The sequence below is a fragment of the Collinsella sp. SGI.178 genome, from assembly GCF_050313495.1.
Lineage (GTDB): Bacteria > Actinomycetota > Coriobacteriia > Coriobacteriales > Coriobacteriaceae > Collinsella.
This window is the reverse complement of the sequence record NZ_JBNPLM010000014.1, coordinates 18,166-42,752: the sequence shown is the minus strand read 5'-3', so window position 1 is coordinate 42,752 and position 24,587 is coordinate 18,166. Positions and strand designations below refer to the sequence as shown.

Genomic DNA, 24,587 nt, shown 5'->3' with positions numbered 1-24,587 from the left:
GGTATTGAGCCATACGAAAGCGAAATTATGCATCTTAATTCCGTACGCAAATCAAGACGAAAACCGTTTGCGTCTCGGATAAATCAGTACGCAAACGGTTTTCGTCTTATATCTTGAAGGCCTACAGGCGAAACGATTCGGCAACGGTGGAGGTCGACCGGTTTGAGTATGGCAGGCTGACGCTCGAAGGCAGCAACGTAACGTTCGACGCGCTCACGTCGGCTCGCCAGGACTTGGGTTTTCACACGCTCGAGCATAAGTGTGTTGAACATCTCGGCATTTCTGAGCTAACGCCGGATATTATGCGCACGCTTCGCTTGCTCGGCAAAGATGGCTATACCAACGCTGCGGCGATTTTGGCGGATAAGAATGATTTTCCGGGCATCGACTGCGTCCGTTTTGGTGATACCGAGGATGTGATCTTGGATCGCGAGGCGGCGACAAATGTATCCGCAATTGAGCAGGTGGACAGGGCGGTGGCTATGTTTGCACGCTACTACCGTTATGAGCGTATCGAAGGGATGGAGCGCGTCCAAACCGATCGAATTCCTCTCGAGGCGTTTCGCGAAGCTGTCGCAAATGCTTTGGTGCATCGGACGTGGGACGTTCGAGCTATAGCAACCCGCATAGCGTGCCTTGATCATCAACCGTCCGTATTTCGCAGCAACTTATAACAGGCTCGGGGTGTCAATTTGGGGTGCAGTAGTGCTGCGCCACGAAAAGGGCCTATCTACTACGTTTAAGCCGCAGAGGTCAACCATAGTCGGCTTTTTCGAAAATCGACAAGCTGCCTACCTGCGGTTTTGTTTTCACGGTTTTTGGTATGGCCGAGGCTATCCGTGTTAACGTAGTAGATGGGCCACTTTTGTGGCAAGGGGCCGATCTGCGGGCTAGGGTAGCTAAAAGAGCCCCGTCCCAAAAAGACTGATTGGGAGCTGGGGCGTGTCGATGCGATAGTATTGCATGGTGGTATTCGACTAACCGAGGGTTTATCCGAGGGCTTTATGGAACAGCACCAGCATAATCAAAGCTTGCAAGATCAGGCATACAACGCACTGCGCTCCAAGATCATCTATGCCGAGCTCAAGCCCGGCACGCGCCTTTCGGCGATTGGTCTGGAAAAGGAGACGGGAATCGGGCGTACGCCCATTCGCGAGTCCTTTGTGCGCCTGCGTGAGCAGGAGCTGGTGGAAACGCGTCCCAAAAGCGGCACCTACGTCTCTAAGATCAGCATGGAGCGCGCCGAGAACGCCTGTTTCTTGCGCGAGAAACTCGAGCGAAGCGTACTCATTAAATGCTGCTCGGTCGCCACACCCGAGCAAAAGCATCGGCTCGATCAGATTCTTGCCGAGTCCGAGTCGCTCGACCATGGCGAAACGCGTCGTTTCTTTGACCTGGACAATCTGTTCCATGAGACGTGTTTTGAGATTGCCGGCCGTCACATGTTGTGGGATTGGATGAAGAGCGTCAATACGCATTTTGAGCGATACAACTGGTTGCGTATGGTGTCGCAGGATCTAGATTGGGAGCCGATTCGTCGGCAGCATCGCCGGATTCTCGAGGCCATTAAGAGGGGCGATACCGACGCGGCGAGCTATCTGGCCGAGACACACCTGCACCTGATGCCCGAAGAGCAAGGTCCGGTTATCGCCTTACATCCCGATTATTTTGAGCTGTCCAAAGACTCGGCTATCTAGCCCATTATCGCATCTGCTCGAGACGCAAAAACGATGCTGCTCACCTACAGCGTTTTGCAACCGAGAATTTTAAAAAATGCCTAAAATGGCTCAGACTGCCGACAATGGGGAAACGGGGTGCGCTATGGCGCAGATGAGAATCAAGGACATTGCCGTCGAGGCGGGTGTGAGCCCGGCCACGGTCTCGCGCTATCTCAATAACCGCCCCGGGCAAATGACCGAGGAAACCCGTGCTCGCATTGCGGAGGTTATCGAGCGCACCGGCTATCGCCCACGTGCCGCCGCGCGCAATCTGCGCAGCTCGCGTACCAACCTCATCGGCGTGATCTTGGCCGACATCGCCAACCCGTTCTCTAGCGCCATGCTCGAGGGCCTTTCCGCCAGCGCCGCCGCGCGCGGCTACTCGCTCATGACAGCCATTAGCGGCAACGATCCCGCCAAGGAGGCCGAGTCGCTCACCAGGCTTATCGACGCTGGCGTGGACGGCCTGGTCGTCAATACCTGCGGTGGTAACGACGAGGCGATCGTCGCGGCAGCGGGACGCCTGCCCGTTGTGCTGCTCGACCGCGACGTTGCCGACGGCGGTGTCGATCTGGTGACATCTAACAACCGTGAGCTGGTCGCCGGCTTGGTAGACGCCTTGGCTGCTGCGGGCAGCGAGTGCCTGTGCCTGCTCACCGAAGCAAGCGACGACAGCCCCGTCCGTCGCGAGCGCGACGAGGCCTTTACCGACGAGCTTTCGCGCCGCGGCCTTGCCGGCGAGGTTATCACCTTGGCCGATGGCGGCGCCACGGGCGTCGGCCGCCTAGACGAGACCATCCGCGGCTATGCAGGAAAAGAGCTCGGCCTCATTGCCGTCAACGGCCTGGTTTTCCTGAGCCTGACCGAGGCGCTGGCTCAGCTTGGTCCCTCGCTGCCGGCGGGGCTCAAGATCGCGACGTTTGACGACTGTCCCTGGAACCATGTGCTCTTTGGCGGAGTCACCACGGCCGCGCAGGACACCCTCACCATCGCCGAGCGCGTGGTCGATCGCCTCTCCGAGCGTATCGACGTTGTTACCACCACCGTGGGCGATGCCGCAAAGCTGGCGCCTAAACGCATCGAGGTTCCCGGCCACATCGAACACCGCGCTTCGACCTCGCGCTAGCCGCTCGTTCGTAACTGCCTGTTCGCGCACGTTTTTTGGGCGCTTGATACGCTTTAACCCTGCGGAAACATTTTTCTGCGATAGTATCTGCGATATAGACCAGTCGAAACCCGCCCGAAAGAAAGGGGAGCGACATGAACCAGCAGAACATCGATTACGTACTCCGTTCCGTAGAGCAGCGTGACATCCGCTTTGTGCGTCTGTGGTTTGTCGACATTCTCGGCCGCCTCAAGAACTTTGCCATTAGCCCCGAAGACCTCGAGGTCGCTTTTGAGGAGGGTATTGGCTTTGACGGCTCCGCCATCGAGGGCTTTGCCACGCCCGAGGAAGCCGACATGCTCGCGTTCCCTGACGCCTCGACCTTCCAGATCCTGCCGTGGCGCCCGAGCCATAACGGCGTCGCCCGCGTGTTCTGCGATGTGTGCACTCCCGATCGCAAGCCGTTTGCCGGCGACCCGCGCGACGCCCTGCGCCGCATGTTTTATAAGGCCGAGAAGGCCGGCTACCTGCTCAACGTGGGTGCCGAGCTGGAGTATTACTACTTCCCCGACGAGCACACCCCCGAGCCGCTCGACAACGTGGGCTACTTCGACCTTTCGGTGAGCGATGCCGCTCGCGACCTGCGCCGCAATACGGTGCTCACGCTCGAGAAGATGTCCGTGCCCGTGGAGTACACCTTCCACGCCGCCGGCCGCTCGCAGCACGGCATTAGCTTGCGTCACGCCGAGGCCCTGAGCATGTCCGACGCCATCACCACGGCCAAACTCATCATTAAGCAGCAGGCCTACGAGAGCGGTTGCCACGCCTCCTTTATGCCCAAGCCGCTGGCGGGCGAGGACGGCAGCGCCATGTTTTTGCATCAGTCGCTGTTCGACCACGACGGCAACAACGTCTTTTGGGGCGAGGACGACGAGAAGTACCACCTCTCCGATATCGCCAAGCACTATATGGCCGGCATTCTGGCACACGCGCGCGAGATCAGCGCCATCACCAACCCCACGGTCAACTCGTACAAGCGCATCACCACGGGCGGCGACTCCGTGCCACAGTACGCTACGTGGGGCCTGCGCAACCGCGCGAGCATGGTCCGCATCCCGGTCTACAAGCCCGGCAAGCAGCTGTCCACGCGCATCGAGCTTCGCAGCCCCGATCCCATGGCCAATCCGTACCTGGTCAACGCCGTCACGCTGGCGGCTGGTCTGGACGGCATCGAGCGCAAGCTGGAACTCCCGCCCGAGGCAACGGCCGAGACGCTCAAGCTTACCGACCGTCAGATGGTCGAGGCCGGCTATACGCCGCTGCCGCGCTCGCTCAAAGAGGCGCTCGACGTGTTTGAGGACTCGCAGTTTATGAAGGATGCCCTCGGCGAGCACATCCACAGCTTCTTCCTCAAAAAGAAGCGCGACGAGTGGCATAAGTTTGAGTCCACGATTACCGAGTGGGAGATCAAGCATTATCTGGCGAACTCCTAATCGCGCTGGTTCGTTCCAGTACGATTGAGCTCATTTCCTTGGAGGTCGATATGTCCGAAAAGAGTGCCCTGTTCATGGCGCGCACGACGCGCTTCCACGAGTTTGCCCGCAGCTTGACGACCACCCTGGGTGTCGAGGTGAGCCTGGCAACCCCCGATTCGCCGACTGCGGCGCACGACTTTGACCTGCTGATCCTCGATTCCGATGGCATCCGCAGCGACCGCATCGATCAGATTGCCAAATGGCTCGACGACCGCGGCGGCGTTCCCATGCTGGTGATCGTCGACGACGAGGCGCTCGGCACCCTGCGCCTGCCCAATCACGCGCATGCCGACTTTGTATGCCCCACGGCGACACCCAACGAGCTTAAGGCTCGTGCGCAGCGCCTGATGGGCGAGGAGGAGACCATCACCGCCGACGATGTGCTCAACATCGATAACCTCGAGATTAACCTGGCTACCTACCAGGTGACACTCGACGACGAGCCCATCGACCTGACGCTGATGGAGTACTCGCTGCTGAGCTTTTTGGCGACGCACCCCAACCGCGCCTACAGCCGCGAGGTGCTGTTGCACCGCGTGTGGGGTTTTGACTACTGCGGCGGCACGCGCACCGTCGACGTGCACATTCGACGCATCCGCTCTAAGGTGGGCCCGCAGATCGCGGCGCACATTACCACCGTCCGCGGCGTGGGCTATCTGTTTAAGGACTAGCTTTTCACCGCAAAGGGGGGCAGGCGCCTTCGTGGTGGTTTTGCCGCATGCGTGGATCCCTTTCGAGTTTGCAGCAGAACTTAAGCATTCCTTAAAGATTGCGTTCTCATACACGTTCGCCCGCATATTGGGGTACAACTCAACGTGAACAATGATGGCCCGCCACATGTTTGGCGGGCCTTTGGTTATTAGACGAAAGGATCGCAGTCATGAGCGAGAACGATTCCCAGCGTCCCCAGGATGCGGGCAACGCCGGGGAGACCCAGCAGCAGCCGCGCGTGCAGGTGGAGTCGACGCCTGCCGACGGCAACATTCCCTACGTACAGGCCTACGACACACAGACCGGCCAGCCGCTGGGCGGTCAGCAGGTTGTAAACAAGCACACGGTGGTCAAGACCAAGACCAAAAAGCTGCCGATCTTTATTACGGCGCTCGCCGGCTGCGCCTGCGGCGCCCTGCTGGTCATCGCGCTCATTATGAGTGGCACGCTCAACATTGGCGGCGGAAAGAATGTCGTGACGGCGGGTGCTTCGGGTTCATCGACGCAAAAGATTACGATCGACTCCGAGGACACCACGCTTGCCGAGGCCGTTTCTGCCAAGGCCCTGCCCTCCGTCGTTTCCATCACCGCCACTTCGAGCGGTAGCCAGAATGGCTCGCTTTCGCAGTCTGCCGACGAGTCGGATGGTTCGGGCAGCGTCGGTTCGGGCGTGGTGCTCGATACCGAGGGCCACATCCTCACCAACAACCATGTGGTCGATGGCTATGACCAGTACGTGGTTACCATGGACGACGGTACCACCTACGAGGCCGAGTTCGTGGGCAACGACGCCTCGAGCGACCTGGCCGTCATCAAGCTCAAGGATGCTGACGCCTCCAAGCTCACGCCGATCGAGATTGGTGATTCCTCCAAGCTCAACGTGGGCGAGTGGGTCATGGCGATCGGCTCGCCGTTCGGCAACGAGCAATCTGTCTCCACGGGCATTGTGTCGGCGCTGTATCGCTCCACGGCCATGAGTTCTACCAGCGGCAACACCATCTACGCCAACATGATCCAGACCGATGCCGCCATCAACCCGGGCAACTCCGGCGGCGCGCTCGTTAACGACAATGGCGAACTCGTGGGTATTAACTCTCTTATCGAGAGCTACTCGGGCTCCAGCTCGGGCGTGGGCTTTGCCATTCCGGTCAACTATGCCAAGAACATCGCCGACCAGATTATCGATGGCAAGACGCCGGTTCACCCGTACCTGGGCGCCACGCTTTCGAGCGTCAACGCGCTCAACGCCCGCACTAACAATCTCGGCACCGATAGCGGCGCGTATGTGGCAAGTGTCGTCGAGGACGGTCCTGCCGCCAAGGCTGGCATCCAAGAGGGCGATGTCATCACCAAGCTGGGTGACGATGAGATTACGAGCGCCGATGGCCTGATTATCGCGCTGCGCAGCCACGAGGTGGGCGAGAAGGTCGAGATTACGCTCGTGCGCGGCAAGGAAGAGAAGAAGGTCACGGTCGAGCTGGGTTCTGATGAGGAGCTGCAGAACCAGCAGCAGAACGACAGCGCGACCGACACCGGCAACGGCGGCATTACCGACGAGCAACTGCGCCAGTACCTGGAAGAACTGCTGGGCCAACAGGGTCAGGGGCAAGGCTACGGTCAGGGTTTCTAACGAGCTGTATCGCACATATCGAAGCCAGAGGGGCTGTTCCGCCAGCGCGGGACAGCCCCTCTTCTCTTATTGATCCGTTGGGGACGGAGGAAAACGGATCATTTAGAAATGGCAAGGGCATGGTTCGGAAGGGCTTGGACAGTTAGTTCAGATTTGTATAAAACGGGTGCGGTCTGAGGCGTGTTTTGAGCGGTTTTGAAATGAAAGACGGGCCGAGATGGGTGTCTCGAAGACGGAAGCAAACCTAATTTGCCGTTCAGAACGATTGATTGGGGCGAAAAGCCGATATTTCAGCTCGATTCGGCGCGCGTAATTATACAAATCTGAACTAACTGTCCAACCCTGGTCCGGTCGCTGCCAATTCGGTGCGGTTTGAGACCGCTATTCGGCCCCATCGCGACCGGTGGTACTCTTGTATCCGTTTGAAATCGAGCGAAGGAGTGCCGCTATGGAGCAATCGAGCCTGTTTGGTGACGGCGTGGACATCGATACCGAAACGCCAGCGAGCACGGATACCGCTGCGCCGGCCGATACCCGTGCCCAGGCGGCAGCGCGCGCGGCTGAGTTGCGCCACGAGCTCGACTACCATGCTTACCGCTACTACATGCTCGATGCGCCCGAGATCACGGACGCTGCCTTTGACAAAATGCTCGTTGAGCTGCAGGAAATCGAGGCTACCTACCCTGACCTGGTGACGCCCGACAGCTATACCCAGCGCGTGGGCGGCTACGTGAGCGAGCAGTTTACGCCGGTCAAGCACATGGCGCGCATGTATTCCATGGACGATGCCATGGATCTGGACGAACTCGACGCGTGGCTCCAACGCACCGAGGATGCGCTCGGCGCCGGTAGCGTCACCTATACCTGCGAGCTCAAGATCGACGGCCTGGGCGTCGCGCTTACCTATCAAAACGGCACTTTCGTGCGCGCCGCCACGCGCGGCGACGGCACCACGGGCGAGGACGTGTCGCTCAATGTCCGTACCATCAAGGATGTGCCCATGCACCTATCCGAGCCGGCGCTCGCTCATATGGGCGCCGACCGCGAGCGCACCATCGAGGTACGCGGCGAGGTCTATATGCCCAAGGGCAGCTTTGTTCGCCTGAATGAAGAGGCCGATGCCGAGGGCCGCGACCCCTTCGCCAACCCGCGCAACGCCGCTGCCGGATCCTTGCGTCAGAAGGATCCCAAGGTCACGGCGCGCCGCGATCTGGCCACCTTTATCTATGCCATCGCCGATACCGACCCGCTGCACGTCCACAGCCAGCGCGAGTTTCTGGACTGGTTGCGTAGCGCCGGCTTTAGCGTCAACCCCAACGTGGCTCGTTGTGCCACGCCGGCCGAGGTCCACGAGTTCTGTGCCCAGGCGCTCGAGCACCGCGGCGACCTGGATTACGACATCGACGGCGTGGTCGTAAAGGTTGACAGCTTCCAGCAGCAGCTCGACCTGGGCTTTACCGCTCGCGCACCACGCTGGGCCATTGCCTTTAAGTTCCCGCCCGAGGAAAAGCAGACCATCCTGCGCGAAATTCGCATCCAGGTGGGCCGCACCGGTGTGCTCACGCCGGTCGCCGAGTTCGACCCGGTGACGGTTGCCGGCTCCACCATCGCGCGCGCCACGCTGCACAACATCGACGAGATCCGCCGCAAAAACGTGCGCGAGGGCGATACCATCATCGTGCACAAGGCGGGTGACGTGATCCCGGAGGTCGTGGGCCCGGTGCTCGACAAGCGTCCGGCCGATTCGGTCGACTGGCATATGCCCGAGGTCTGCCCCGTGTGCGGCAGCCCCGTGGTCCACGAGGATGGCGAGGTGGCTTACCGCTGCGTGTCCATCGACTGCCCCGCACAGCTCAAGGAGCGCCTGCTCCACTGGGTGAGCCGCGGCTGCATGGACGTCGATGGCCTAGGCGACGAGATCGTCGACAAGATGATCGCCGCCGGCCTGATTCACGACGTCGCAGACTTCTACCAGCTCACGGTCGATGACATCGCAGGCCTGGACACGGGGCGCACCTATGCCAGCTCCAACAGCAAAAAGGGCGTTAAGAAGGGCGACCCCATTCCGGTAGGCCTCAAGACGGCCGAGAAAATCATCGCCGAGCTCAACAAGTCCAAGAGTCAGCCGCTCGGTCGCGTGCTGTTTGCCCTGGGCATCCGTCACGTGGGCAAGAGCGTGGGCGAGGTCATCGCCGAGCGATTCCTGTCGATTGACAAGCTTATCTTGGCGAGCGAAGAGGATATTGCCGAGTGCGAGGGCATCGGCCCCAAGATTGCGGCGAGCGTCAAGCAGTTTCTGGCCGTGCCCGAGAACCTGGCCGTGCTGGAGCGCCTGCGCCAGGCGGGCCTGTCGCTCGAGGTCGACTTGGGCGCCGCGCACGCGCAGGCCGCAGCCGACGCTGGCGTGGCAGGCGAGCTCGCCGACGCACAGCCACTCGCGGGTCTGACCTTCGTGCTCACCGGCACGCTCGTCAACCGCACGCGCGACGAGGCGGGCGCGGCGCTCAAGGTGCTCGGCGCCAAGGTTTCGGGCAGCGTGTCAAAGAAGACGAGCTATCTGGTCGCCGGCCCCAAAGCGGGTTCCAAGCTTACCAAGGCCGAGCAGCTGGGTGTGCCCGTGCTGGACGAGGACGCACTCGAGCAGATCTTGGCTACCGGTGAGGTGCCCCAGGCTTAAGGCATCAATAGTCAAATTGAAGAACCGCCCGAAAGCGCGATGCCTTCCGGGCGGTTCTTACTTTGTTGGGGAAACCGGCATCGTGATCTGCGTCACGTAGGTCGCGGGGTCGTCGCTGATGATGTCGTCAATGAGGGCGATTTCGCGTTGCCCCGCTACGCTGCTAACTTGTCAAAAGCCCCGCGCCGGTTGAGCACGGTAAACGCGACAACACAGATGACTGCCGACAGAATCGACCCGCACGGCGAGGCGATGCCCATGGGAAACAGCGTGTCGGAATAGGCGTTCGACAGCAGCCACGCGCCCGGCACGCGAATGAGTGCCACGGCCAGCACGTTGTGCGCAAAGCCGATGTAGCTCTTACCATATGCAGCGAAAAAGCCGCTAAAGCAAATGTGGATGCCGGCAAAGATTGCATCGAAAATGTAGCTGCGCATATAGCCGGTGCCGGCAGCGACTACTGCAGCGTCCTTGGCAAAAAAGCCAATAAACGCCGTCGCCACCAGCCACATCAGCACCGTGATCAGGCAGCCGTACACCACCGAGATGGTCATGGCGTCTTTGAGCACCTGACGCGCACGGTCGCCCTTGCCCGCGCCGGCGTTTTGCGCCGTGAGTGCGCTGACGGTGGCGCCCATGGAACTCGGTACAATGAACAAAAAGCTGATCATCTTTTCGACCAGGCCCACGGCGGCGGCGTCGACGAGCCCTCGGTGGTTGGCGATGACGGTGATAAACATAAACGCCACCTGGATGCAGCCGTCCTGCACGGCCACGGGCACGCCGATCTTAAGGATGCTGCCGAGCACCTCGGGCTGGGGGCGCAGGTCGCTGCGCTTAACATGGATGTTCGTGCGGCGGCTCTTAAGCCACACGAGCGCGAGGGCAACGCTTGCCGTCTGGGCGGTTACCGTGCCGAGTGCCGCACCCACGGGGCCGAGCCCCAAGTGGCCGATAAACAGAAAATCGAGCGCGATGTTGATGATGCACGCCACGCCGATCACGTACATGGGCGAGCGCGAATCGCCCAGCCCGCGAAAGATGGCCGAGAGGATGTTGTATGCGGCGATAAACGGAATGCCGACAAAGCAGATGCGCAGGTAGGCGGCGGTTCCTTCGACTGCCTCGGCTGGCGTGCCAATAAGTGCCACGATCTGCGGGCACAGTGCGAGCAGGATGGCTGCCAGCACTACCGAGACACCCATAAACAGCGTGATGGTGTTGCCGATGACGGTCTCGGCGCGATCGAAGCGGCGCGAGCCCACGGCGTGGCCGACGATAACCGTCGTTCCCATGGCCAGACCCACGAGCGTCACGGTAATGATATAGAGCGTCTGTGCGCCATTGCCCACGGCGGTGATGCCGGCGGCACCGCTAAACTGCCCCATCATGTACAGGTCGGCCATGCCGTAGAGCATCTGCAAAAAGTACGAGAGCATATAGGGCAGGGCAAAGACCGCGATGGTCTTAAGGACATTGCCGCGTGTGAGGTCGTGTTCCATAGGTGGGGCTTTCTGGCTGGGTCTGTTTCCGTACCAGTGTAGTGAAAACCCTACAACGATTGTAGCGTCAAGGTTTGCGTGTTGAGGATGGGCTTGGGAAGCCGGTCTTGCTCAAAGCGACCTGTCCTGTCGTACGGGTGTCGGCATGATTCTCTCGTGGGGGTATTATGTTTTTCGAAGAATAAAACGCCGCGTGAGGGGAGGGCTGCGTGGACGGGCACGTGCAGCATGACGGTTTTGGCCGCGATATCAACTACCTGCGCATCGCCGTTACCGACAAGTGCAATTTCCGCTGCATCTATTGCATGCCGGCCGATGGCGTGGCGCCCCGTGCACACGACGAGTTACTCAGCGCCGAGGAAATCGCCCGCTTTGTGCGCTTGATGGCGGGGGAGGGCATTCGCCGCGTGCGCCTGACGGGCGGCGAGCCGCTGGTCAGCCGCCGTATTATTCCGCTTATTCGCGACATCCGCGCGATCCCTCAGATCGAGGACATCTCGCTCACCACCAACGGCGCCCTGCTGCCCAAGCTGGCGCCGCAGCTCAAAGATGCCGGGCTTAACCGCGTCAACATCTCGCTCGACACGCTCGACCCTACGCTCTTTGGAAAGATCACGCGCCTGGGTCGGCTCGAGCAGACCATGGCCGGCATCGACGCGGCGCTGGCTTGGGGCTTTGAGCCCGTTAAGGTCAACTGCGTTGTTGTGCGCCGGCTCAACCAGGATGTGGCGGCCCTCGCGCGGCTCACGCTCGACCGTCCCATCCACCTGCGCTTTATCGAATATATGCCCATCGGCGACGAGCACACGAGCTCGCATTGCGCTGTGGACCCGCATGCGCCCGCGCTCAATCCCGAGCTGTGGGACGCGAGCGATACCGTACCGAGCGACGAGCTGCGGGCACGCATCAATGTCGGGGCCGCCGCGGCGGGACTGGGCGAGCTCGAGCCGCTCGACATCAACGACGCTCCTGCCGGCGCGGGCCCCGCGCGCTATTGGCACTTTCCGGGCGCGGCGGGAACGGTCGGCTTCATTAGCGCCATGTCCAATCATTTTTGTGCGAATTGCAACCGTCTGCGCCTGACGGCCGATGGCAACGTGCGTCCGTGCCTGTTTAGCGATGCCGAGTATTCGGTGCGCGACGCCCTGCGCCGTGGTGATGATATGCAGGTACTTTCGATTTGGCGCGATGCCGTGGCCCACAAACCGCAGGAACACGCGATAATTGAGGGCACGCAACGATTTATGTCCCAAATCGGAGGATGATCATATGGCCAAGAGCAGGTACGCCGATGCCACCAAGGCCGCTCGCAGGGCCGCGATGTCTGCCCACAAAGCCACGGCTGCGGCGAATGCTGGCAACGCCGACGGGTCTGCGCAGCCGTCTGCCAGTGCTGCCACCGAGCCCGCCCGCGACGCCCGTCGCGACGAGCTGACGCATGTGGACGCCAAGGGCGAGGTACGCATGGTCGACGTGTCCGACAAGGCCGAGACCCATCGCATCGCCATCGCCGAGGGCACCATCCTTATGCACCCCGAGACGCAGACCATGGTGCTGCAAGACCGCGCCAAAAAGGGCGACGTGCTCGCCTGCGCGCGCGTGGCGGGCATTATGGCTATCAAGCGCACGAGCGACATCATCCCCATGTGCCATCCGCTGCTTATTACCAAGAGTAAGTGCGACATTGCGCCCATCGCTCCGGCGGGGACGCCGGCCGAGGACGTGCCCGAGGGCTGGGCACCGGCGCGCGCGGACGGGCAGGTTGGCTTTCACGTACTGGTTACGGCTGGCGTGACGGGCAAGACGGGTATCGAGATGGAGGCCCTGACCGGCGCGAGTGCCGCGTGCCTAACGATCTATGACATGTGCAAGGCGGTTGATCGCGGTATGGAGATCGTCGACGTGCGCCTGCTGCACAAGGAGGGCGGCCGCTCGGGCGTGTGGGACCGCGCAGAGCGTCAGGCCGCTGCTGTTGAGGCCGTGGCCACTGACGGTGCCGCACCCGCGAGCGCACCCGTCGCCGTCGCGCCCGCAGCTCCGACACCGGCCGTCCCCGCGATCGCGTTTATCGGCTACCAAAACTCGGGCAAGACCACGCTCGTCGAGAAGGTTATCGCCGAGCTCACCCGTCGCGGCCTGCGCGTGGGTTCGCTCAAGCATCACGGGCATCACGGCTTTGATATCGACGTGCCCGCTAAGGATACCTGGCGCCATCACCAGGCCGGATCCAAGCACGTGGGCCTCATCTGCGCCACGCGCTGGGCGGAGTACGCCGACACGCGCGAGGAGGACGAGATGCCCGCGCGCGAGCTGCTGTCGCGCTACAACGATGTCGACGTGGTGATCATCGAGGGCTACAAGACCGAGGATTTCGACAACATCGTGGTCGCGCGCTCCGGTGTCGACCGTCTGCGTGGCAAGAGCTCGCTCGACCTGGTCGACGGTCACACGCTGGCCCTTGCCTGCAACGAAGCCCTGGCACGCCAGGCATTCGATGCCGGCTTTGCGACCCGAGCCATCAACATCAACGACGCCCGCGCCATCTGCGACCTTATCCAAGACCACCTGGCCTAAAACCTGCCAAAAAGGGACAGGTTCATTTTGGCAGGTTTTATCTGGGCAAACGTCATTTCCACCACAGAGGGGCCAGGCACCTTTGTGGTGGTTTTTGCTTTGGTAGATTTTTGTGACATGCCTTACAATCTACAAAGTAGTTCATGACGGGCGAAAAACGGAGAGAAGGGTCCTGATGCGTCCTTAATGTTTCATGCGGATAGATTGATTTGACAGACGGTGGCGAATGTCCACCGCCCGTATTCGTATGAAACGAGGAGTCTCCGTGCTCGTATCTCTTCTCTCAAAACCTCACCCTTCGTTGTCCGCGCAGGCTAAGCACCTGGTGGCAATGCGCTTCCTCATATATACCGGCTTTCAGACCAGCTACTTCATCGGCGTCATCGGAACGCTCACCTATGCAGACGATGCCTCGGTCGTTGCGACATCGCTGGCCGTCCTGTTTATGAACGTCTTCGTGATCCTGGGATCCTTTGCGGGTGGAGCGGCGCTTGACGCTTGGGGTCCGTGCCGGCATTTCCGGGCGAGTATCTTCGGCACGTTGGCAACCGGCGCGGCGATTATCGCCTTTGGCGGCGCGACCGGAACAGTCCTTGCCGGCGCGGTGCTCCTGGGCTTTGTGATAGGATTCGCCCAGCCCGTCGCCACGTCCTATCCGGCGTATCTCACCGACGACCCCGTCGAGCTCAAAGACATCAACTCCGCCATCGCCATGCTCTCCAACGTGAGCATTATCGTCGGCCCCACACTGGGCGGCTTTGTCGCGGCGGCTGCATCGTCACACGCGGTGTTTTTGCTCATGATGATCTTTACCGTACTGGCGCTCGTCGCCGGTTGGGGCTTTAGGCCGCAAGCAGGTCGCGTCGCCGCGCGCGAAAGTGCTCCCGCGGATAGCAGCACAACGGCAAGTACTGCCATTCAAAGCTCCGACTCCAATAAATCCACCCGCGTCACCTTCGTGACCAGCATCAAGACAGTCTTTACCAACAGCGTCCTCGCCCTGCTGTTCTGCATTATTTTCCTTTCGAACTTTGGCTATGGCGCCTTCGATCCACTGGAGTCATTCTTCTACCGTGATGTCCTGCATGTCGGTGTCGAGTGGATGGGCTGGCTCTCGTCTGCCTGCGGCGTGGGCGCGGTGCTGGGCGCCGTGGTCGCGCTCCGCTTGCCGCCGCACCTGGTCAACCTTAAGACGCTGCTTGTGGCGCTTCTGTCCGTGGGCCTGGGAAGTTTGCTCTATGTGGGGACGCCGTACGTGGGCGTAGCCCTCGTCGGCCAGATTGCCCTGGGCGTGGCCTGGGGCGTCGTCAATCCGCTCCACAACACGATCGTGCAAACGACGGCCCCGCTCGAACAGCTCGGTCGCGTCAACTCGGTCATGGGCTTTGGCAACATGTTCGCCGGCGTGGCGCCGCTGGCGATTGCCCCGTGGCTGGCGGCGACGTTTGGCGTGCAGCAGACGCTCATCGGGGCGGGTATGGTCGTGACGGCGGTTCCCGCGGCACTGCTGCTGTTTGGACGCCGGCATTTGGATCGTGCCGCAAAGCAGTAAAAACCATCACAACATTCGATGAAAATCGCGATTTTGCCGAATAACGTCGAATGTTGTGATGGTTTGCGCCCCGGTCATGCCATCCTGCGGGTCCGGCCACCACAAAGGGCGCAGTTCACAGGCACCTTTGTGGCGGTTTTCGCTATGGACGGTGCGGTTTCGCTGCAGAACCGCCGGCCCGCCGCCTGCCAACCGCCACCCTCGTTACGTTTTCGCTGCATTTGGGTAAAGCGCCTGCTCCAAGCCGGCGTTGCCTTGTATACTAGAGCGGTTTAACTGTTATGCGGAAGGGAGCGCCTATGGCACTCAGCGAGAAAGACGTGCGCGGTATCGCCGAGTACGCAAAGATCGCACTGACCGATGACGAGCTCACCCAGATGACGTCCTACATGAACGATGCCGTCCAGATGCTCGAGCCCGTCTTGCAATATGACTTGCCCGACGTGGAGCCCACGTTCCATCCCATCGGAAGCCTGTCCAACGTGATGGGTGATGACCTGCGCGAGCCCGAGCGCGACCTGCCGCTCGACGTCGCGCTCGAAAACTCCGGCAGCGCGCGCGACCGCTACTTCCGCGTGCCGTCCATTTTGGGAGAGGGGGAGAGCGAGTAATGGCGCAGAGCTTCGATTCCCTTACCGCTGTCCAGATTGCCGCGGGCGTTGCCGCTGGCGACTTTACCGCTACCGAGGTGGCCCAGGCCTCCCTTGCCGCCATCGAGGCGCGCGAGGGCGGGGTCCAGGCATTCCTGCAGGTGGCGCCCGAGCTTGCGCTCGAGGCCGCCGCGCGCGTGGATGCCGATCGTGCCGCAGGCAAGCCGCTGCCCCCGCTCGCGGGCGTGCCGCTGGCCATCAAGGACAACATGAACCTTGTGGGCACGCGCACCACCTGCGCTTCCCGCATGCTCGAGAACTACCAGAGCGTCTACACCGCCACCTGCGTCCAGCGCATGCTCGATGCCGGCTGCCTGCCCATGGGCAAGGCCAACATGGACGAGTTTGCCTTTGGCAGCTCCACCGAGAGCTCGGCGTTCCACCGCACCAACAACCCCTGGGATACCGAGCGCGTGCCCGGCGGCTCCTCGGGCGGCTCCGCTGCCGCTGTCGCCGCGGGCGAGGTCGCGCTCTCGCTGGGCTCGGACACCGGCGGCTCCATTCGCCAGCCGGCGTCGCTGTGCGGCGTGGTGGGCTTTAAGCCCACGTATGGCGCCGTGAGCCGTTACGGCGTGGTCGCCTTTGGCTCGTCGCTCGACCAGGTGGGCCCCTTCGGCCGCACGGTCGAGGATGTCGCGCTGGCCATGAACGCGCTTACCGGCGCGGGCCACGATCCGTACGACTGCACCAGCCAGGATTGCGCCGTCGACTTTACCGAGCATCTCAACGATAGCATCGAGGGTAAGCGCGTGGGTATCATCCCCGCGTTTATGGAGGCCGAGGGCCTGACGTCCGAGGTCAAGGCCGCTGTTCAGCGCGCCGCCCAGGAGCTGCAGAACCAGGGCGCCGAGCTGGTCGAGGTCGACCTGCCGCACCTGGATGCCGCCATCGCCGCCTACTACGTCATCGGCCCGGCCGAGGCGTTCTCCAACCTGGCCCGCTTCGACGGTATTCGCTACGGCTATCAGGAGGAGGGCTGCGCCAACCTGTCCGACCAGAGCTCGCTGTCGCGCGCCCACGGCTTTGGCGCCGAGGCCAAGCGCCGTCAGATGCTCGGCGCCTACCTGCTGAGCTCGGGCGTGTACGACAAGTATTACTACGCTGCGCAAAAGGCCCGCACGCTCATCACGCAGGACTACGACACCGCGTATGCCAAGGTGGACACCATCCTCATGCCCGCCTCGCCGCGCACGGCCTTTAAGTTTGGCGAGATCAGCGACCCCACGCAGATGTACCTCTCCGACCTGTACACCATCTCGCTCAACATTTGCGGCAACGGTGGTATCTCGGTGCCGCTGGGCTTGGGCGAGGATACTCAGCTGCCCGTTTCTGCCCAGCTGGTGGGTCCGGCGTTTAAGGACCGTCAGCTGCTCACGTTTGCCCGCGCCCTGGAGCGCGGCTTTGCCGATGCCGCCACGGGTGCGCCCGCGCTTTCCGTCGCACCCGATTTTGCCGGGAAGGGAGGCGAGCTGTAATGAAGGAGCTTTCCGAGGTCCTGCAGGATTGGGAGGCCGTGATCGGTCTGGAGATTCATACCGAGCTCACCGCACTCGATACCAAGATGTTCTGCAACTGCAAGCTCAGCCACGATGACGAGCCCAACGCCAACGTGTGTCCGGTGTGCTTGGGCCTGCCCGGCGCCCTGCCGGTGCCCAACAAGCGCGCCATCGAGAGCATCGTTAAGGCCGGCCTCGCCACCAACTGCGAGATCCAGCGCCACTCGATGTTCTACCGCAAGCACTACTTCTATCCCGATATGGCCAAGAACTTTCAGACCACGCAGGGTCCGGTCGCCTTTGCCATGTACGGTCACCTGGACCTGGACGTGACTGGTCGCGGCGCTGCAGAGCGCCCCGATTGCGCGTTTGGCGAGGCCGAGGCCCAGAGCCTGGCGAGCGCCTCGGCCAACGCCGAGGGCCTGTCCACGTCCATGACGTCGACCATGCGCGAGGGTAACCAGCGCGCCGGCCATCTGGCCAGCTATGACGCGTCCAACCTGCAGATGCCCGAGCGTCGCGAGGACGGTTCCTACACGGTGCCCATCCGCATTCTGCGCATCCACATGGAGGAGGACGCTGCCAAGATGGTGCACGTGGGCGGTGCCGAGGGCCGCATTACCGCCGCTGCCGAGTCGCTCGTCGACTACAACCGCTGCGGCACGCCTTTGATCGAGCTCGTCACCGAGCCCGACTTGCGTACGCCTGAGGAGGCTCGCCTGTTTATGGAAAAGCTCCGTCGCATCTTTGTGACGCTGGGCATTTCGGACTGCTCCATGGAGAAGGGCTCCATGCGCTGCGACGGCAATGTGTCGCTGCGCCGCCGCGGCGAGACCAAGCTGGGCACCAAAACCGAGCTTAAGAACCTCAACTCGTTTAAGAGCCTGCACGACGGCCTTGCCTACGAGATTTGCCGCCAGGCCGAGGTGCTCGAGGAGGGCGGCATTATCTATCAGGAGACCCGCCACTGGGAGCCCAGCCGCAAGCGCACCGTGGTCATGCGTGTGAAGGAGACGGCCGACGACTATCGTCTGTTCCCCGACCCCGACTTGGCGCCGTTCGATCTGGACGACGAGTTCATCGATCGCTGCCGAGGTGAGATTCCCGAGCTTCCCGATGCCAAGCGCGCCCGTTTTGAGGCCGATTTTGGCATTAAGGCGGCCGATGCCGAGCAAATCGCCGGTGACCCGGAGTTTGCCGAGTTCTTTGAGGCCGCCGCTGCCGGTATGGCTGGCAAGGAGGCCCAGACGGTTGCAAACTTGCTGGTGAACGAGATGATCGCCTACCTTAAGGGCGCGGGCGTGTCGCTCGTCGAGTCCGGCATCGCGCCGGCTCAGGTGGCAGCGCTTGCCAAGCTGCTGGCGACCGATGCCATCAGCTCCAACCAGGCTCACGAGGTCTTTGAGGCCATGGCCCAGACCGGCGACGACCCCAACAAGATCGTCGACGAGCGCGGTATGCGTCAGGTGAGCGATGCCGGCGCGCTGCAGCCGATTGTGGACGAGGTGCTGGCAAACTGTGCCGAGCAGGCACAGCAGTATCGTGACGGCAACCAGAAGGTCATCGGCTTTTTGGTGGGCCAGTGCATGAAGGCGAGTCGCGGCAAGGGTAACCCAAAGCTCTTCAACGAGTTGCTGAGAACCTCGCTCTCGTAAGCGGGAACCGAGGGGCCGGGCGCAGGGCCTTGCCTCTCAATTTCGGACAGTCCTGACTCACGACGGAGGCGCCACTGGCGCCTCCTGTTCGTGCGGAACTCATTGAGAGGCAAGGCCCTGCGCCCGGCCCCTCGGTTCCGTGGCGACTCGGCCGTTCTGGTCAGTCGTGCTGAATGGAAATAGAGTGAATGGGCGCGCCGTTGGCGCGCCCATTGTTTTTGAAGGGAACTCATTTTGAGCAAGCGCCCGCCCTGCCGGGGCTCCCGGGTTCCGTGGCGACTCAGCCGTTCTGGTCAGTCGGGCTGAATGGAATTTGGTGAATGAGGGTGCCGTTGGCACCCTCATTTTTTTGTGGATGTGGCGCAGGGACGGTCCCTTGGTCACATTTTTGGGCTGTGGAAAGCGAAGCTTAATACTTTTCCCGAGAAGTGAACGACCTTATTTGGACCTCTGAAGCATCGACACTATTTGGACGCTGTTTCCTGCGGTTTTGCCGAGTTTTCCCTGCGGTTTTGTTACTAAAAAATGCGGATGCTTCAGGGGTCCGATTTTGCTCGTTCACTTCTCGGGAAAAGTATTAGACCTCGATTTGCTGGGACGGGGGGGGGAGAGTCTTTCTTGGATGCCGGAGATGTACGTTGCGGCAGACCGATTGTCGAAAGTCGGCCGGTCTGCACCCTAAGATTTCCAGAAAGTTAACCATTTTTGACCTTAATAGCTAGTCCTTCTTAACTATTATCCAAAAGGGTGCTCATGCAAACTTATTCACTTGGGTGCTGAGGCACCGTGCCGTGTCCAATGCGGCAAAAGGGAGAAGCAACATGAAGAAGCCGACGTTTAACACCCTGCTTGTCGGTGGCGGTTTTCTGCTTGGTACGGCTGGCATCAAGCTGCTCGCCAGCGCTCCGGTAAAGAATGCCTGCGTGCAGGGCATTGCGTGCGGCATGCTGCCGTCGAGTACATCGTGGCGCACGGCATCGCTTCGTCCATCGAAGGGCGTCGCGCCATCATCGGTTCCGAGCACTTTGACCGATACGGATCTTGCTGCGATCGTGCGCTTGCGCCGTATGAGCCAGGGCCTCGTTGATCGTCTGACGAGCTCCTACTCTAAGGTGATGCTCACCAACTCGGCGCTCTTGGTACTGGGCATTACCGGCGCGATTGCCCCGCAGGCATCGTCGCTGCTGCACAACGGCTCGACGATCGCCTACAGCCTGAGCAACGCGAAGGCTTACCTGCGTTAGCAGACGTGTTTGCCCACGTTATCTGGCATGCGCCCAGATGGCATCGGTGTCGTCCGGACGCAGGCCTTTTGCATTTGACCATTTGATAGCGTCTCTATATAGAGTTGCTATCGAGGCTAGCAATTGAAGGGAGCGAGATCGACGTGGGTGCTGCTAGCGGCATGGCGCAGGTGAACGTTCGCGTGGATCGCCAGGTCAAGAACCGCGCCGAGGAGGCGCTGCGGCTTTCGGGCGGGCCACTGCCCGAGCTCATCAAAAAGGTGGTGGCCAAGGTTGCGCAGGGTGGCGGTTCGTGCGAAGAGGTGTTGTCGGCCGTTGACGACCAGCCGCCTAGCGCTGGTGCCACCTCGCCGCTTGTCGCATCATGGGCGGCGGTGGATCAGATTTACGCGGACCTGGGCATCGCTACGTCGCCCGTATCCGACGATCGCGATTGGGACACAATCTATTCCGAAGCCATGGATGAGCATTATCGCCAAAAGGGGATGATCCTGTGAGTGGAGGCCCCCTTAAGATTATGGTGGACGCCAACGTATGGGTCGATTCATTTTGCGCCGAGCATACCGAGTCGCTTGCCGCGCGCGTTTATTGGACAGGCGACGGAGACGGGGGCGTTGCTGTTCTTTCCGGTGCATATCGCCAAGGACGTGCTGTGCGTTGTCCAACACGAGCTGAAGCGTAGCGTTCTTGCCGGCGGGGGAGCGCTCGACGAGGCATCTGTCCGTGCAATTGGCGATGCGGCGTTGGCGTTTGTTCGGAACGTGACCGAAAACGCCACGGCCGTGGGTGCAGATGCATCGGACCTTTGGCTGGCCGACAAATACTTAGCGCTCCATCGCGATTACGAGGACAACTTGGTACTCGCCGCGTGCAAGCGCGCGCAGATCGATTACTTGGTGACCAACAATCGCAAGCTGCTCGAACATGCCGATCTTGCAGCAAAGACCCCGCGCCAAATGATGCCGATTCTAGCTTTGGCCGAACGTGGTGGCGCGGCTATCGGTTAGCGCGAACTGTTTGCGTGGCCTTCGGAACGTCGGCGCTCAGAAGGCCACGCATCCTTTAATTACAAAAGCGCTGCCTTGATGACGGGAGCTTCGACGAGCTTCTCGGCGGCCTTTTCGTCGGAATCGTTTAGTGCTGCTAGACTGCGGTAGACCCACTCGTTGACCTGGGTGTTCTTGACGCCTGCGGTCTGCATAAGGGCGCCTACCTCGCGGATTGCTGCGAGCAGATCGGCTTTGGGACCCGCGAGCTCGACCTCGATGCCGTGGTAGGCGGCCACGCCGCGGTTCTCGCTCACGTGGTCGATAAAGCCCGCGACGGTCTCAAACTGCTGGGCGAGAGCTGCATCATCGTCAGCGTCCAGCGCGACGAGTGCGTTTGATACCGTGAGGGCGGGATGTCCGCAGGGGACAAAGCCTTCGATGACATCCATAGCTTCGGTAATGGTTGAGCCCAGGCCTGCGAGGGCATTGACGAGTTGCTGCTTGGTATCCATAACGGTCCTTTCGACGGGTCAATTTTGCTTGGCGAAAATATACGTGACGCGTTCAGTGGCAAAAATGCGAAGTATGGTGCACATTAGGGTCTTCACAGCTCGTGCATAGAGCAGCTGTCTGCCTTTAGAACGTGGTAAGATAGCTATCCACGAGCGGGGTTTACCCCGCGTGTTCCTTGAAAAGTCGACGGTTATCGGGTGTTTGCAGGCCCGATACCATCCAGACTTTCCCAACATTCGGGGGCGACTGGTTTCGACACGATAGCTCTGAGAGAGGAAGCAAGCCGAGGTCTCCTCGCCTCGTTAAACAGGGGTACCGTCAAATTGAATTGACAACAACTCTTCTTTTGAGCCTATGGCTCTCGCTGCTTAGTTTATAGCGGCGCGTCAACCCGGTGATTTCCCCGACACCGGCGCGACGCCATGTTAGGGGAATGCTCCCGCGCACGTAATCGGTATGGCGCGGGCTAAGACCGAACCGGTTGGGATGCCGCGAGCGTGTCGCTGCGCGCAAAGCGTCCGAGACTAAACCAGCGACTGAGCTTGGAGATGCCAATCAGGGGGCTTTCGTGGACCGGAGTTCGATTCTCCGCGCCTCCACCAATAGCTACAGGCAGGTAGGTAAACGCACCTACCTGCTTTTTTATTACATATAGATACCGCGGAGAACCGAACTCTGTGCAGGGCGCGGGCGTAAAGAAAACGCGTAAGCGTTTTTAGCCCGCGGGCGAGGACGCCGGCAGGCGGCCGAAGCCGGTGCGGATTTGCGAAGCAAATACGCGGATTCTCCGCGCAAAGCCTCTACAAGGTGGAGTAGTCAATTTGGGACGGGGCTATTTTAGCTGCCCCTATAAGCCAGTCGATATTAGTTCCGGTCCCCAATAATTCGTCGACAGTCAAAGGGCAGCTAAAATAGCCCCGTCCCAAATTGACTACTCACGTTGACGCCTCAAGCGGAAGTTGCATCCCAGAATCTACGCTCAGAATGGGATGCATTTTCCGGATGGGTTGTTGGCGGAAAGTCCATCCCGGAATCGCCCCCCCAGAACGGGACGTGCTTTCCGCCAGTCGCCCCGTCCTACTCAACTCCAAAACCCATGCGCTCTCCATCTCAAAACTGGGTAGAAGAAGGCCAAAACGAAACAGTAGGAGGTCAACATGACGGCAGAAGATAAGGCAAAGAACGCCGGCAAGGTCGCGCTCGTCTTGGAGGGCGGCAGTTTTCGCGGGCAGTTTACCGCGGGCGTGCTCGACGTCCTCATGGAGGCTGGCGTCGAGATTCCGGCTGTCTACGGTGTATCGGCCGGCGCCCTCAACGGCGTGAACTACAAGTCGCACCAGATCGGCCGTGCCAACCGCATCAACCTGACTTTCTGCAACGACAACCGCTTCATGGGTGCCGCATCGTTTGCGTCCACGGGCTCCATCGTGGGTTACGACTTCATCTTCAACGATGTCCAGGACCGCTTGGATCCCTTTGATAACGAGGCATTCGACGCGAGCCCCATCGAGATGTACGCCGTCGCGACGGACATGCTCTTTGGAACCGCTGCATACCTGCCGGTCAAAAGCGCCGTGCTCGACCTCGATGCCGTGCGCGCCTCGACGTCGCTGCCGCTGGTGACGCCGCCGGTCGAGATCGACGGGCACAAATACGTCGACGGCGGCGTAGCCGATTCGGTCCCCATCGAGCACGTGCTGGAGGAGGCCGGCTTCGATCGCGCGGTTGTCATTGTCACGCAGGACCGCTCGTACGAGAAAAAGCCCTACGAGTTTATGCCTGCCGCACGCGCCCGCTATGCCGACTACCCCTATCTGCTCGAGGCTATCGAGACGCGCCACGACCGCTATAACATCCAGCGCATGCATCTGTGGAAGTATGAGCGCGAGGGCCGCGCGCTGGTCGTTGCCCCGCAAAAGCCTGTCGAGGTCGGTCACGTCGAGCACGATCCGGCAAAGCTTCTCGACCTGTATATTCAGGGTCGTCAGGAGGCAAAGCATCTACTGAGTGATATCGAGGCATTTGTCGAGCGCTAGCGTCGCGACATCATTACCGATGGACGACATGTGCAGAAAGTCTGGTCAGAGCCAAAATACCTGTTGACTCGGGCGACGAGCGGGGTAATATAGACGGGTTACTTGCAGAGCCCCGTGAATCTCTGTAACAACACGTACTGTACATGGAGGAGTCTAAGTGATTTCGAAATCGACTCACTACGCCAAGCAGGGCGAGGTCCAGCGCAACTGGGTTCTCGTCGACGCCGATGGTGCTGTCCTGGGCCGTCTTGCCACCCAGATCGCAATGATTCTGCGCGGTAAGAACAAGCCCCAGTTCACGCCCAACAGCGACTGCGGCGACTTCGTTGTCGTCATCAACGCCGATAAGGTCCAGCTTACCGGTAACAAGGCCGACACGAAGACCTATTATCGCCACAGCGGCTACAACGGCGGCCTCAAGGCTGAGAGCTTCCACCAGGCTATGGAGAAGCACCCGGAGAAGGTCATCGAGCGCGCCGTTCGCGGCATGCTGCCCAAGACCACCCTCGGCCGTGCCCAGATGACCAAGCTTAAGGTCTACGCTGGTGCCGAGCATCCGCATGCTGCCCAGAACCCCACGAAGATTGAGCTGGAGGCTTAAAGATGGCTGAGAACACCGTTGTCTACCAGGGTACCGGCCGTCGTAAGAACGCCGTCGCCCGCGTCCGTCTCGTCCCCGGCACCGGCAAGGTGACTATCAACAAGCGTGACGCCGAGCAGTATTTCGGCCGTCATCAGCTCGTTGAGAACGCCCTTGCTCCCTTCAAGGTGACCGATACCGCCGGTCAGTTCGACGTTATCGCTCTGTGCGATGGCGGCGGCATCTCCGGTCAGTCCGGCGCTCTGCGCCTGGGCATCGCTCGCGCTCTTCTGAACGCTGGCGACTACCGTGCTGACCTCAAGAAGGCCGGTTTCCTTACGCGCGATGCTCGCGTGGTCGAGCGCAAGAAGTACGGCCTCAAGAAGGCCCGCCGCGCTCCCCAGTTCTCCAAGCGTTAAG

At 60.9% G+C, this 24,587-nt stretch carries 21 protein-coding genes and 1 other RNA gene; 20 read left to right on the top strand and 2 right to left on the bottom strand.

Going from position 1 to position 24,587, the window contains the following annotated elements; translation table 11 throughout:
* The first annotated feature begins 146 nt into the window (after nucleotides 1-146).
* The 7 genes from ACQRAQ_RS05505 to ligA all read left to right on the top strand — a co-directional run bounded on the left by ACQRAQ_RS05505 (nucleotide 147) and on the right by ligA (nucleotide 9,376).
* On the top strand, nucleotides 147-674 hold the full coding sequence (locus ACQRAQ_RS05505) for a hypothetical protein (protein WP_427794173.1): 528 nt from the start codon (nucleotides 147-149) through the stop codon (nucleotides 672-674).
* Between the two features lie 330 nt (nucleotides 675-1,004).
* Nucleotides 1,005-1,697, top strand: coding sequence for a GntR family transcriptional regulator (locus ACQRAQ_RS05500; RefSeq protein ID WP_427719797.1), 693 nt, complete (start codon nucleotides 1,005-1,007; stop codon nucleotides 1,695-1,697).
* Between the two features lie 124 nt (nucleotides 1,698-1,821).
* A complete protein-coding gene (locus ACQRAQ_RS05495) occupies nucleotides 1,822-2,844 on the top strand; it encodes a LacI family DNA-binding transcriptional regulator (RefSeq protein ID WP_427794172.1) in 1,023 nt (340 codons plus the stop codon).
* Between the two features lie 134 nt (nucleotides 2,845-2,978).
* Nucleotides 2,979-4,316, top strand: a complete 1,338-nt coding sequence (locus tag ACQRAQ_RS05490) for a glutamine synthetase family protein (protein ID WP_427794171.1) — start codon at nucleotides 2,979-2,981, stop codon at nucleotides 4,314-4,316.
* Between the two features lie 50 nt (nucleotides 4,317-4,366).
* Entirely contained in the window at nucleotides 4,367-5,029 is a 663-nt protein-coding gene (locus ACQRAQ_RS05485) for a response regulator transcription factor (protein WP_427794170.1), read from the top strand.
* 209 nt (nucleotides 5,030-5,238) lie between these two features.
* The gene (locus ACQRAQ_RS05480; RefSeq protein ID WP_427794169.1) at nucleotides 5,239-6,699 is read left to right on the top strand and encodes a S1C family serine protease; all 1,461 of its coding nucleotides are present in this window, start codon (nucleotides 5,239-5,241) and stop codon (nucleotides 6,697-6,699) included.
* A 448-nt stretch (nucleotides 6,700-7,147) separates the two neighbouring features.
* A complete protein-coding gene (gene ligA / locus ACQRAQ_RS05475) occupies nucleotides 7,148-9,376 on the top strand; it encodes an NAD-dependent DNA ligase LigA (RefSeq protein WP_427794168.1) in 2,229 nt (742 codons plus the stop codon).
* Nucleotides 9,377-9,531: 155 nt separating this feature from the next.
* On the opposite strand, the gene ACQRAQ_RS05470 is transcribed toward ligA, so the two are convergent.
* Nucleotides 9,532-10,878, bottom strand: coding sequence for an MATE family efflux transporter (locus ACQRAQ_RS05470; protein WP_427794167.1), 1,347 nt, complete (start codon nucleotides 10,876-10,878; stop codon nucleotides 9,532-9,534).
* Between the two features lie 209 nt (nucleotides 10,879-11,087).
* Here ACQRAQ_RS05470 and moaA point away from each other — a divergent pair, with 209 nt between their 5' ends.
* From moaA to ACQRAQ_RS05425, 9 genes are all read left to right on the top strand, one after another.
* Complete coding sequence (moaA, locus tag ACQRAQ_RS05465) at nucleotides 11,088-12,143, top strand: GTP 3',8-cyclase MoaA (protein ID WP_427794166.1); 1,056 nt, start codon at nucleotides 11,088-11,090, stop codon at nucleotides 12,141-12,143.
* Between the two features lie 4 nt (nucleotides 12,144-12,147).
* On the top strand, nucleotides 12,148-13,452 hold the full coding sequence (gene mobB, locus ACQRAQ_RS05460; protein WP_427794165.1) for a molybdopterin-guanine dinucleotide biosynthesis protein B: 1,305 nt from the start codon (nucleotides 12,148-12,150) through the stop codon (nucleotides 13,450-13,452).
* Between the two features lie 265 nt (nucleotides 13,453-13,717).
* Nucleotides 13,718-15,004, top strand: coding sequence for an MFS transporter (locus ACQRAQ_RS05455; protein WP_427794164.1), 1,287 nt, complete (start codon nucleotides 13,718-13,720; stop codon nucleotides 15,002-15,004).
* Nucleotides 15,005-15,303: 299 nt separating this feature from the next.
* Nucleotides 15,304-15,615: an Asp-tRNA(Asn)/Glu-tRNA(Gln) amidotransferase subunit GatC gene (locus ACQRAQ_RS05450; protein ID WP_427794163.1), complete on the top strand. Its 312-nt coding sequence runs from the start codon at nucleotides 15,304-15,306 to the stop codon at nucleotides 15,613-15,615.
* On the top strand, nucleotides 15,615-17,129 hold the full coding sequence (gatA, locus tag ACQRAQ_RS05445) for an Asp-tRNA(Asn)/Glu-tRNA(Gln) amidotransferase subunit GatA (protein ID WP_427728665.1): 1,515 nt from the start codon (nucleotides 15,615-15,617) through the stop codon (nucleotides 17,127-17,129). Before ACQRAQ_RS05450 ends, gatA begins: the two co-directional genes overlap by 1 nt.
* Nucleotides 17,129-18,805, top strand: coding sequence for an Asp-tRNA(Asn)/Glu-tRNA(Gln) amidotransferase subunit GatB (gene gatB, locus ACQRAQ_RS05440; protein WP_427794162.1), 1,677 nt, complete (start codon nucleotides 17,129-17,131; stop codon nucleotides 18,803-18,805). Before gatA ends, gatB begins: the two co-directional genes overlap by 1 nt.
* A gap of 821 nt (nucleotides 18,806-19,626) precedes the next feature.
* Nucleotides 19,627-20,049, top strand: coding sequence for a hypothetical protein (locus ACQRAQ_RS05435; protein WP_427794161.1), 423 nt, complete (start codon nucleotides 19,627-19,629; stop codon nucleotides 20,047-20,049).
* A 143-nt stretch (nucleotides 20,050-20,192) separates the two neighbouring features.
* Nucleotides 20,193-20,546 carry a hypothetical protein gene (locus ACQRAQ_RS05430; RefSeq protein ID WP_427794160.1) on the top strand — a complete coding sequence of 118 codons (354 nt, stop codon included), beginning with the start codon at nucleotides 20,193-20,195 and terminating at the stop codon, nucleotides 20,544-20,546.
* A 117-nt stretch (nucleotides 20,547-20,663) separates the two neighbouring features.
* Complete coding sequence (locus tag ACQRAQ_RS05425) at nucleotides 20,664-21,056, top strand: hypothetical protein (RefSeq protein ID WP_427728675.1); 393 nt, start codon at nucleotides 20,664-20,666, stop codon at nucleotides 21,054-21,056.
* A 59-nt stretch (nucleotides 21,057-21,115) separates the two neighbouring features.
* On the opposite strand, the gene ACQRAQ_RS05420 is transcribed toward ACQRAQ_RS05425, so the two are convergent.
* Nucleotides 21,116-21,550, bottom strand: coding sequence for a hypothetical protein (locus tag ACQRAQ_RS05420; RefSeq protein ID WP_427719414.1), 435 nt, complete (start codon nucleotides 21,548-21,550; stop codon nucleotides 21,116-21,118).
* A gap of 239 nt (nucleotides 21,551-21,789) precedes the next feature.
* Here ACQRAQ_RS05420 and ssrA point away from each other — a divergent pair.
* The 4 genes from ssrA (at nucleotide 21,790) to rpsI (ending at nucleotide 24,586) form a co-directional block, all read left to right on the top strand.
* Nucleotides 21,790-22,153, top strand: a transfer-messenger RNA (tmRNA) gene (gene ssrA, locus ACQRAQ_RS05415).
* 555 nt (nucleotides 22,154-22,708) lie between these two features.
* Nucleotides 22,709-23,587, top strand: coding sequence for a patatin-like phospholipase family protein (locus tag ACQRAQ_RS05410; protein ID WP_427794159.1), 879 nt, complete (start codon nucleotides 22,709-22,711; stop codon nucleotides 23,585-23,587).
* 157 nt (nucleotides 23,588-23,744) lie between these two features.
* Nucleotides 23,745-24,188 carry a 50S ribosomal protein L13 gene (rplM, locus tag ACQRAQ_RS05405; protein WP_370450665.1) on the top strand — a complete coding sequence of 148 codons (444 nt, stop codon included), beginning with the start codon at nucleotides 23,745-23,747 and terminating at the stop codon, nucleotides 24,186-24,188.
* Between the two features lie 2 nt (nucleotides 24,189-24,190).
* Nucleotides 24,191-24,586 (top strand): 30S ribosomal protein S9, encoded by a 396-nt coding sequence (gene rpsI, locus ACQRAQ_RS05400; protein WP_022094634.1) that lies wholly within the window; start codon nucleotides 24,191-24,193, stop codon nucleotides 24,584-24,586.
* The last annotated feature ends 1 nt before the right edge of the window (nucleotide 24,587 follow it).

Excerpts from the sequence above, each read along its gene's own strand:
- ACQRAQ_RS05420 (WP_427719414.1), bottom strand. The coding sequence starts at position 21,550 with ATGGATACCAAGCAGCAACTCGTCAATGCCCTCGCAGGCCTGGGCTCA.
- ACQRAQ_RS05495 (WP_427794172.1), top strand. The coding sequence starts at position 1,822 with ATGGCGCAGATGAGAATCAAGGACATTGCCGTCGAGGCGGGTGTGAGC.
- ACQRAQ_RS05480 (WP_427794169.1), top strand. The coding sequence starts at position 5,239 with ATGAGCGAGAACGATTCCCAGCGTCCCCAGGATGCGGGCAACGCCGGG.
- mobB (WP_427794165.1), top strand. The coding sequence starts at position 12,148 with ATGGCCAAGAGCAGGTACGCCGATGCCACCAAGGCCGCTCGCAGGGCC.
- gatB (WP_427794162.1), top strand. The coding sequence starts at position 17,129 with ATGAAGGAGCTTTCCGAGGTCCTGCAGGATTGGGAGGCCGTGATCGGT.
- gatA (WP_427728665.1), top strand. The coding sequence starts at position 15,615 with ATGGCGCAGAGCTTCGATTCCCTTACCGCTGTCCAGATTGCCGCGGGC.
- ACQRAQ_RS05470 (WP_427794167.1), bottom strand. The coding sequence starts at position 10,878 with ATGGAACACGACCTCACACGCGGCAATGTCCTTAAGACCATCGCGGTC.
- ACQRAQ_RS05485 (WP_427794170.1), top strand. The coding sequence starts at position 4,367 with ATGTCCGAAAAGAGTGCCCTGTTCATGGCGCGCACGACGCGCTTCCAC.
- ACQRAQ_RS05500 (WP_427719797.1), top strand. The coding sequence starts at position 1,005 with ATGGAACAGCACCAGCATAATCAAAGCTTGCAAGATCAGGCATACAAC.
- ACQRAQ_RS05490 (WP_427794171.1), top strand. The coding sequence starts at position 2,979 with ATGAACCAGCAGAACATCGATTACGTACTCCGTTCCGTAGAGCAGCGT.
- rpsI (WP_022094634.1), top strand. The coding sequence starts at position 24,191 with ATGGCTGAGAACACCGTTGTCTACCAGGGTACCGGCCGTCGTAAGAAC.
- ligA (WP_427794168.1), top strand. The coding sequence starts at position 7,148 with ATGGAGCAATCGAGCCTGTTTGGTGACGGCGTGGACATCGATACCGAA.
- ACQRAQ_RS05435 (WP_427794161.1), top strand. The coding sequence starts at position 19,627 with ATGAAGAAGCCGACGTTTAACACCCTGCTTGTCGGTGGCGGTTTTCTG.
- ACQRAQ_RS05410 (WP_427794159.1), top strand. The coding sequence starts at position 22,709 with ATGACGGCAGAAGATAAGGCAAAGAACGCCGGCAAGGTCGCGCTCGTC.
- ACQRAQ_RS05450 (WP_427794163.1), top strand. The coding sequence starts at position 15,304 with ATGGCACTCAGCGAGAAAGACGTGCGCGGTATCGCCGAGTACGCAAAG.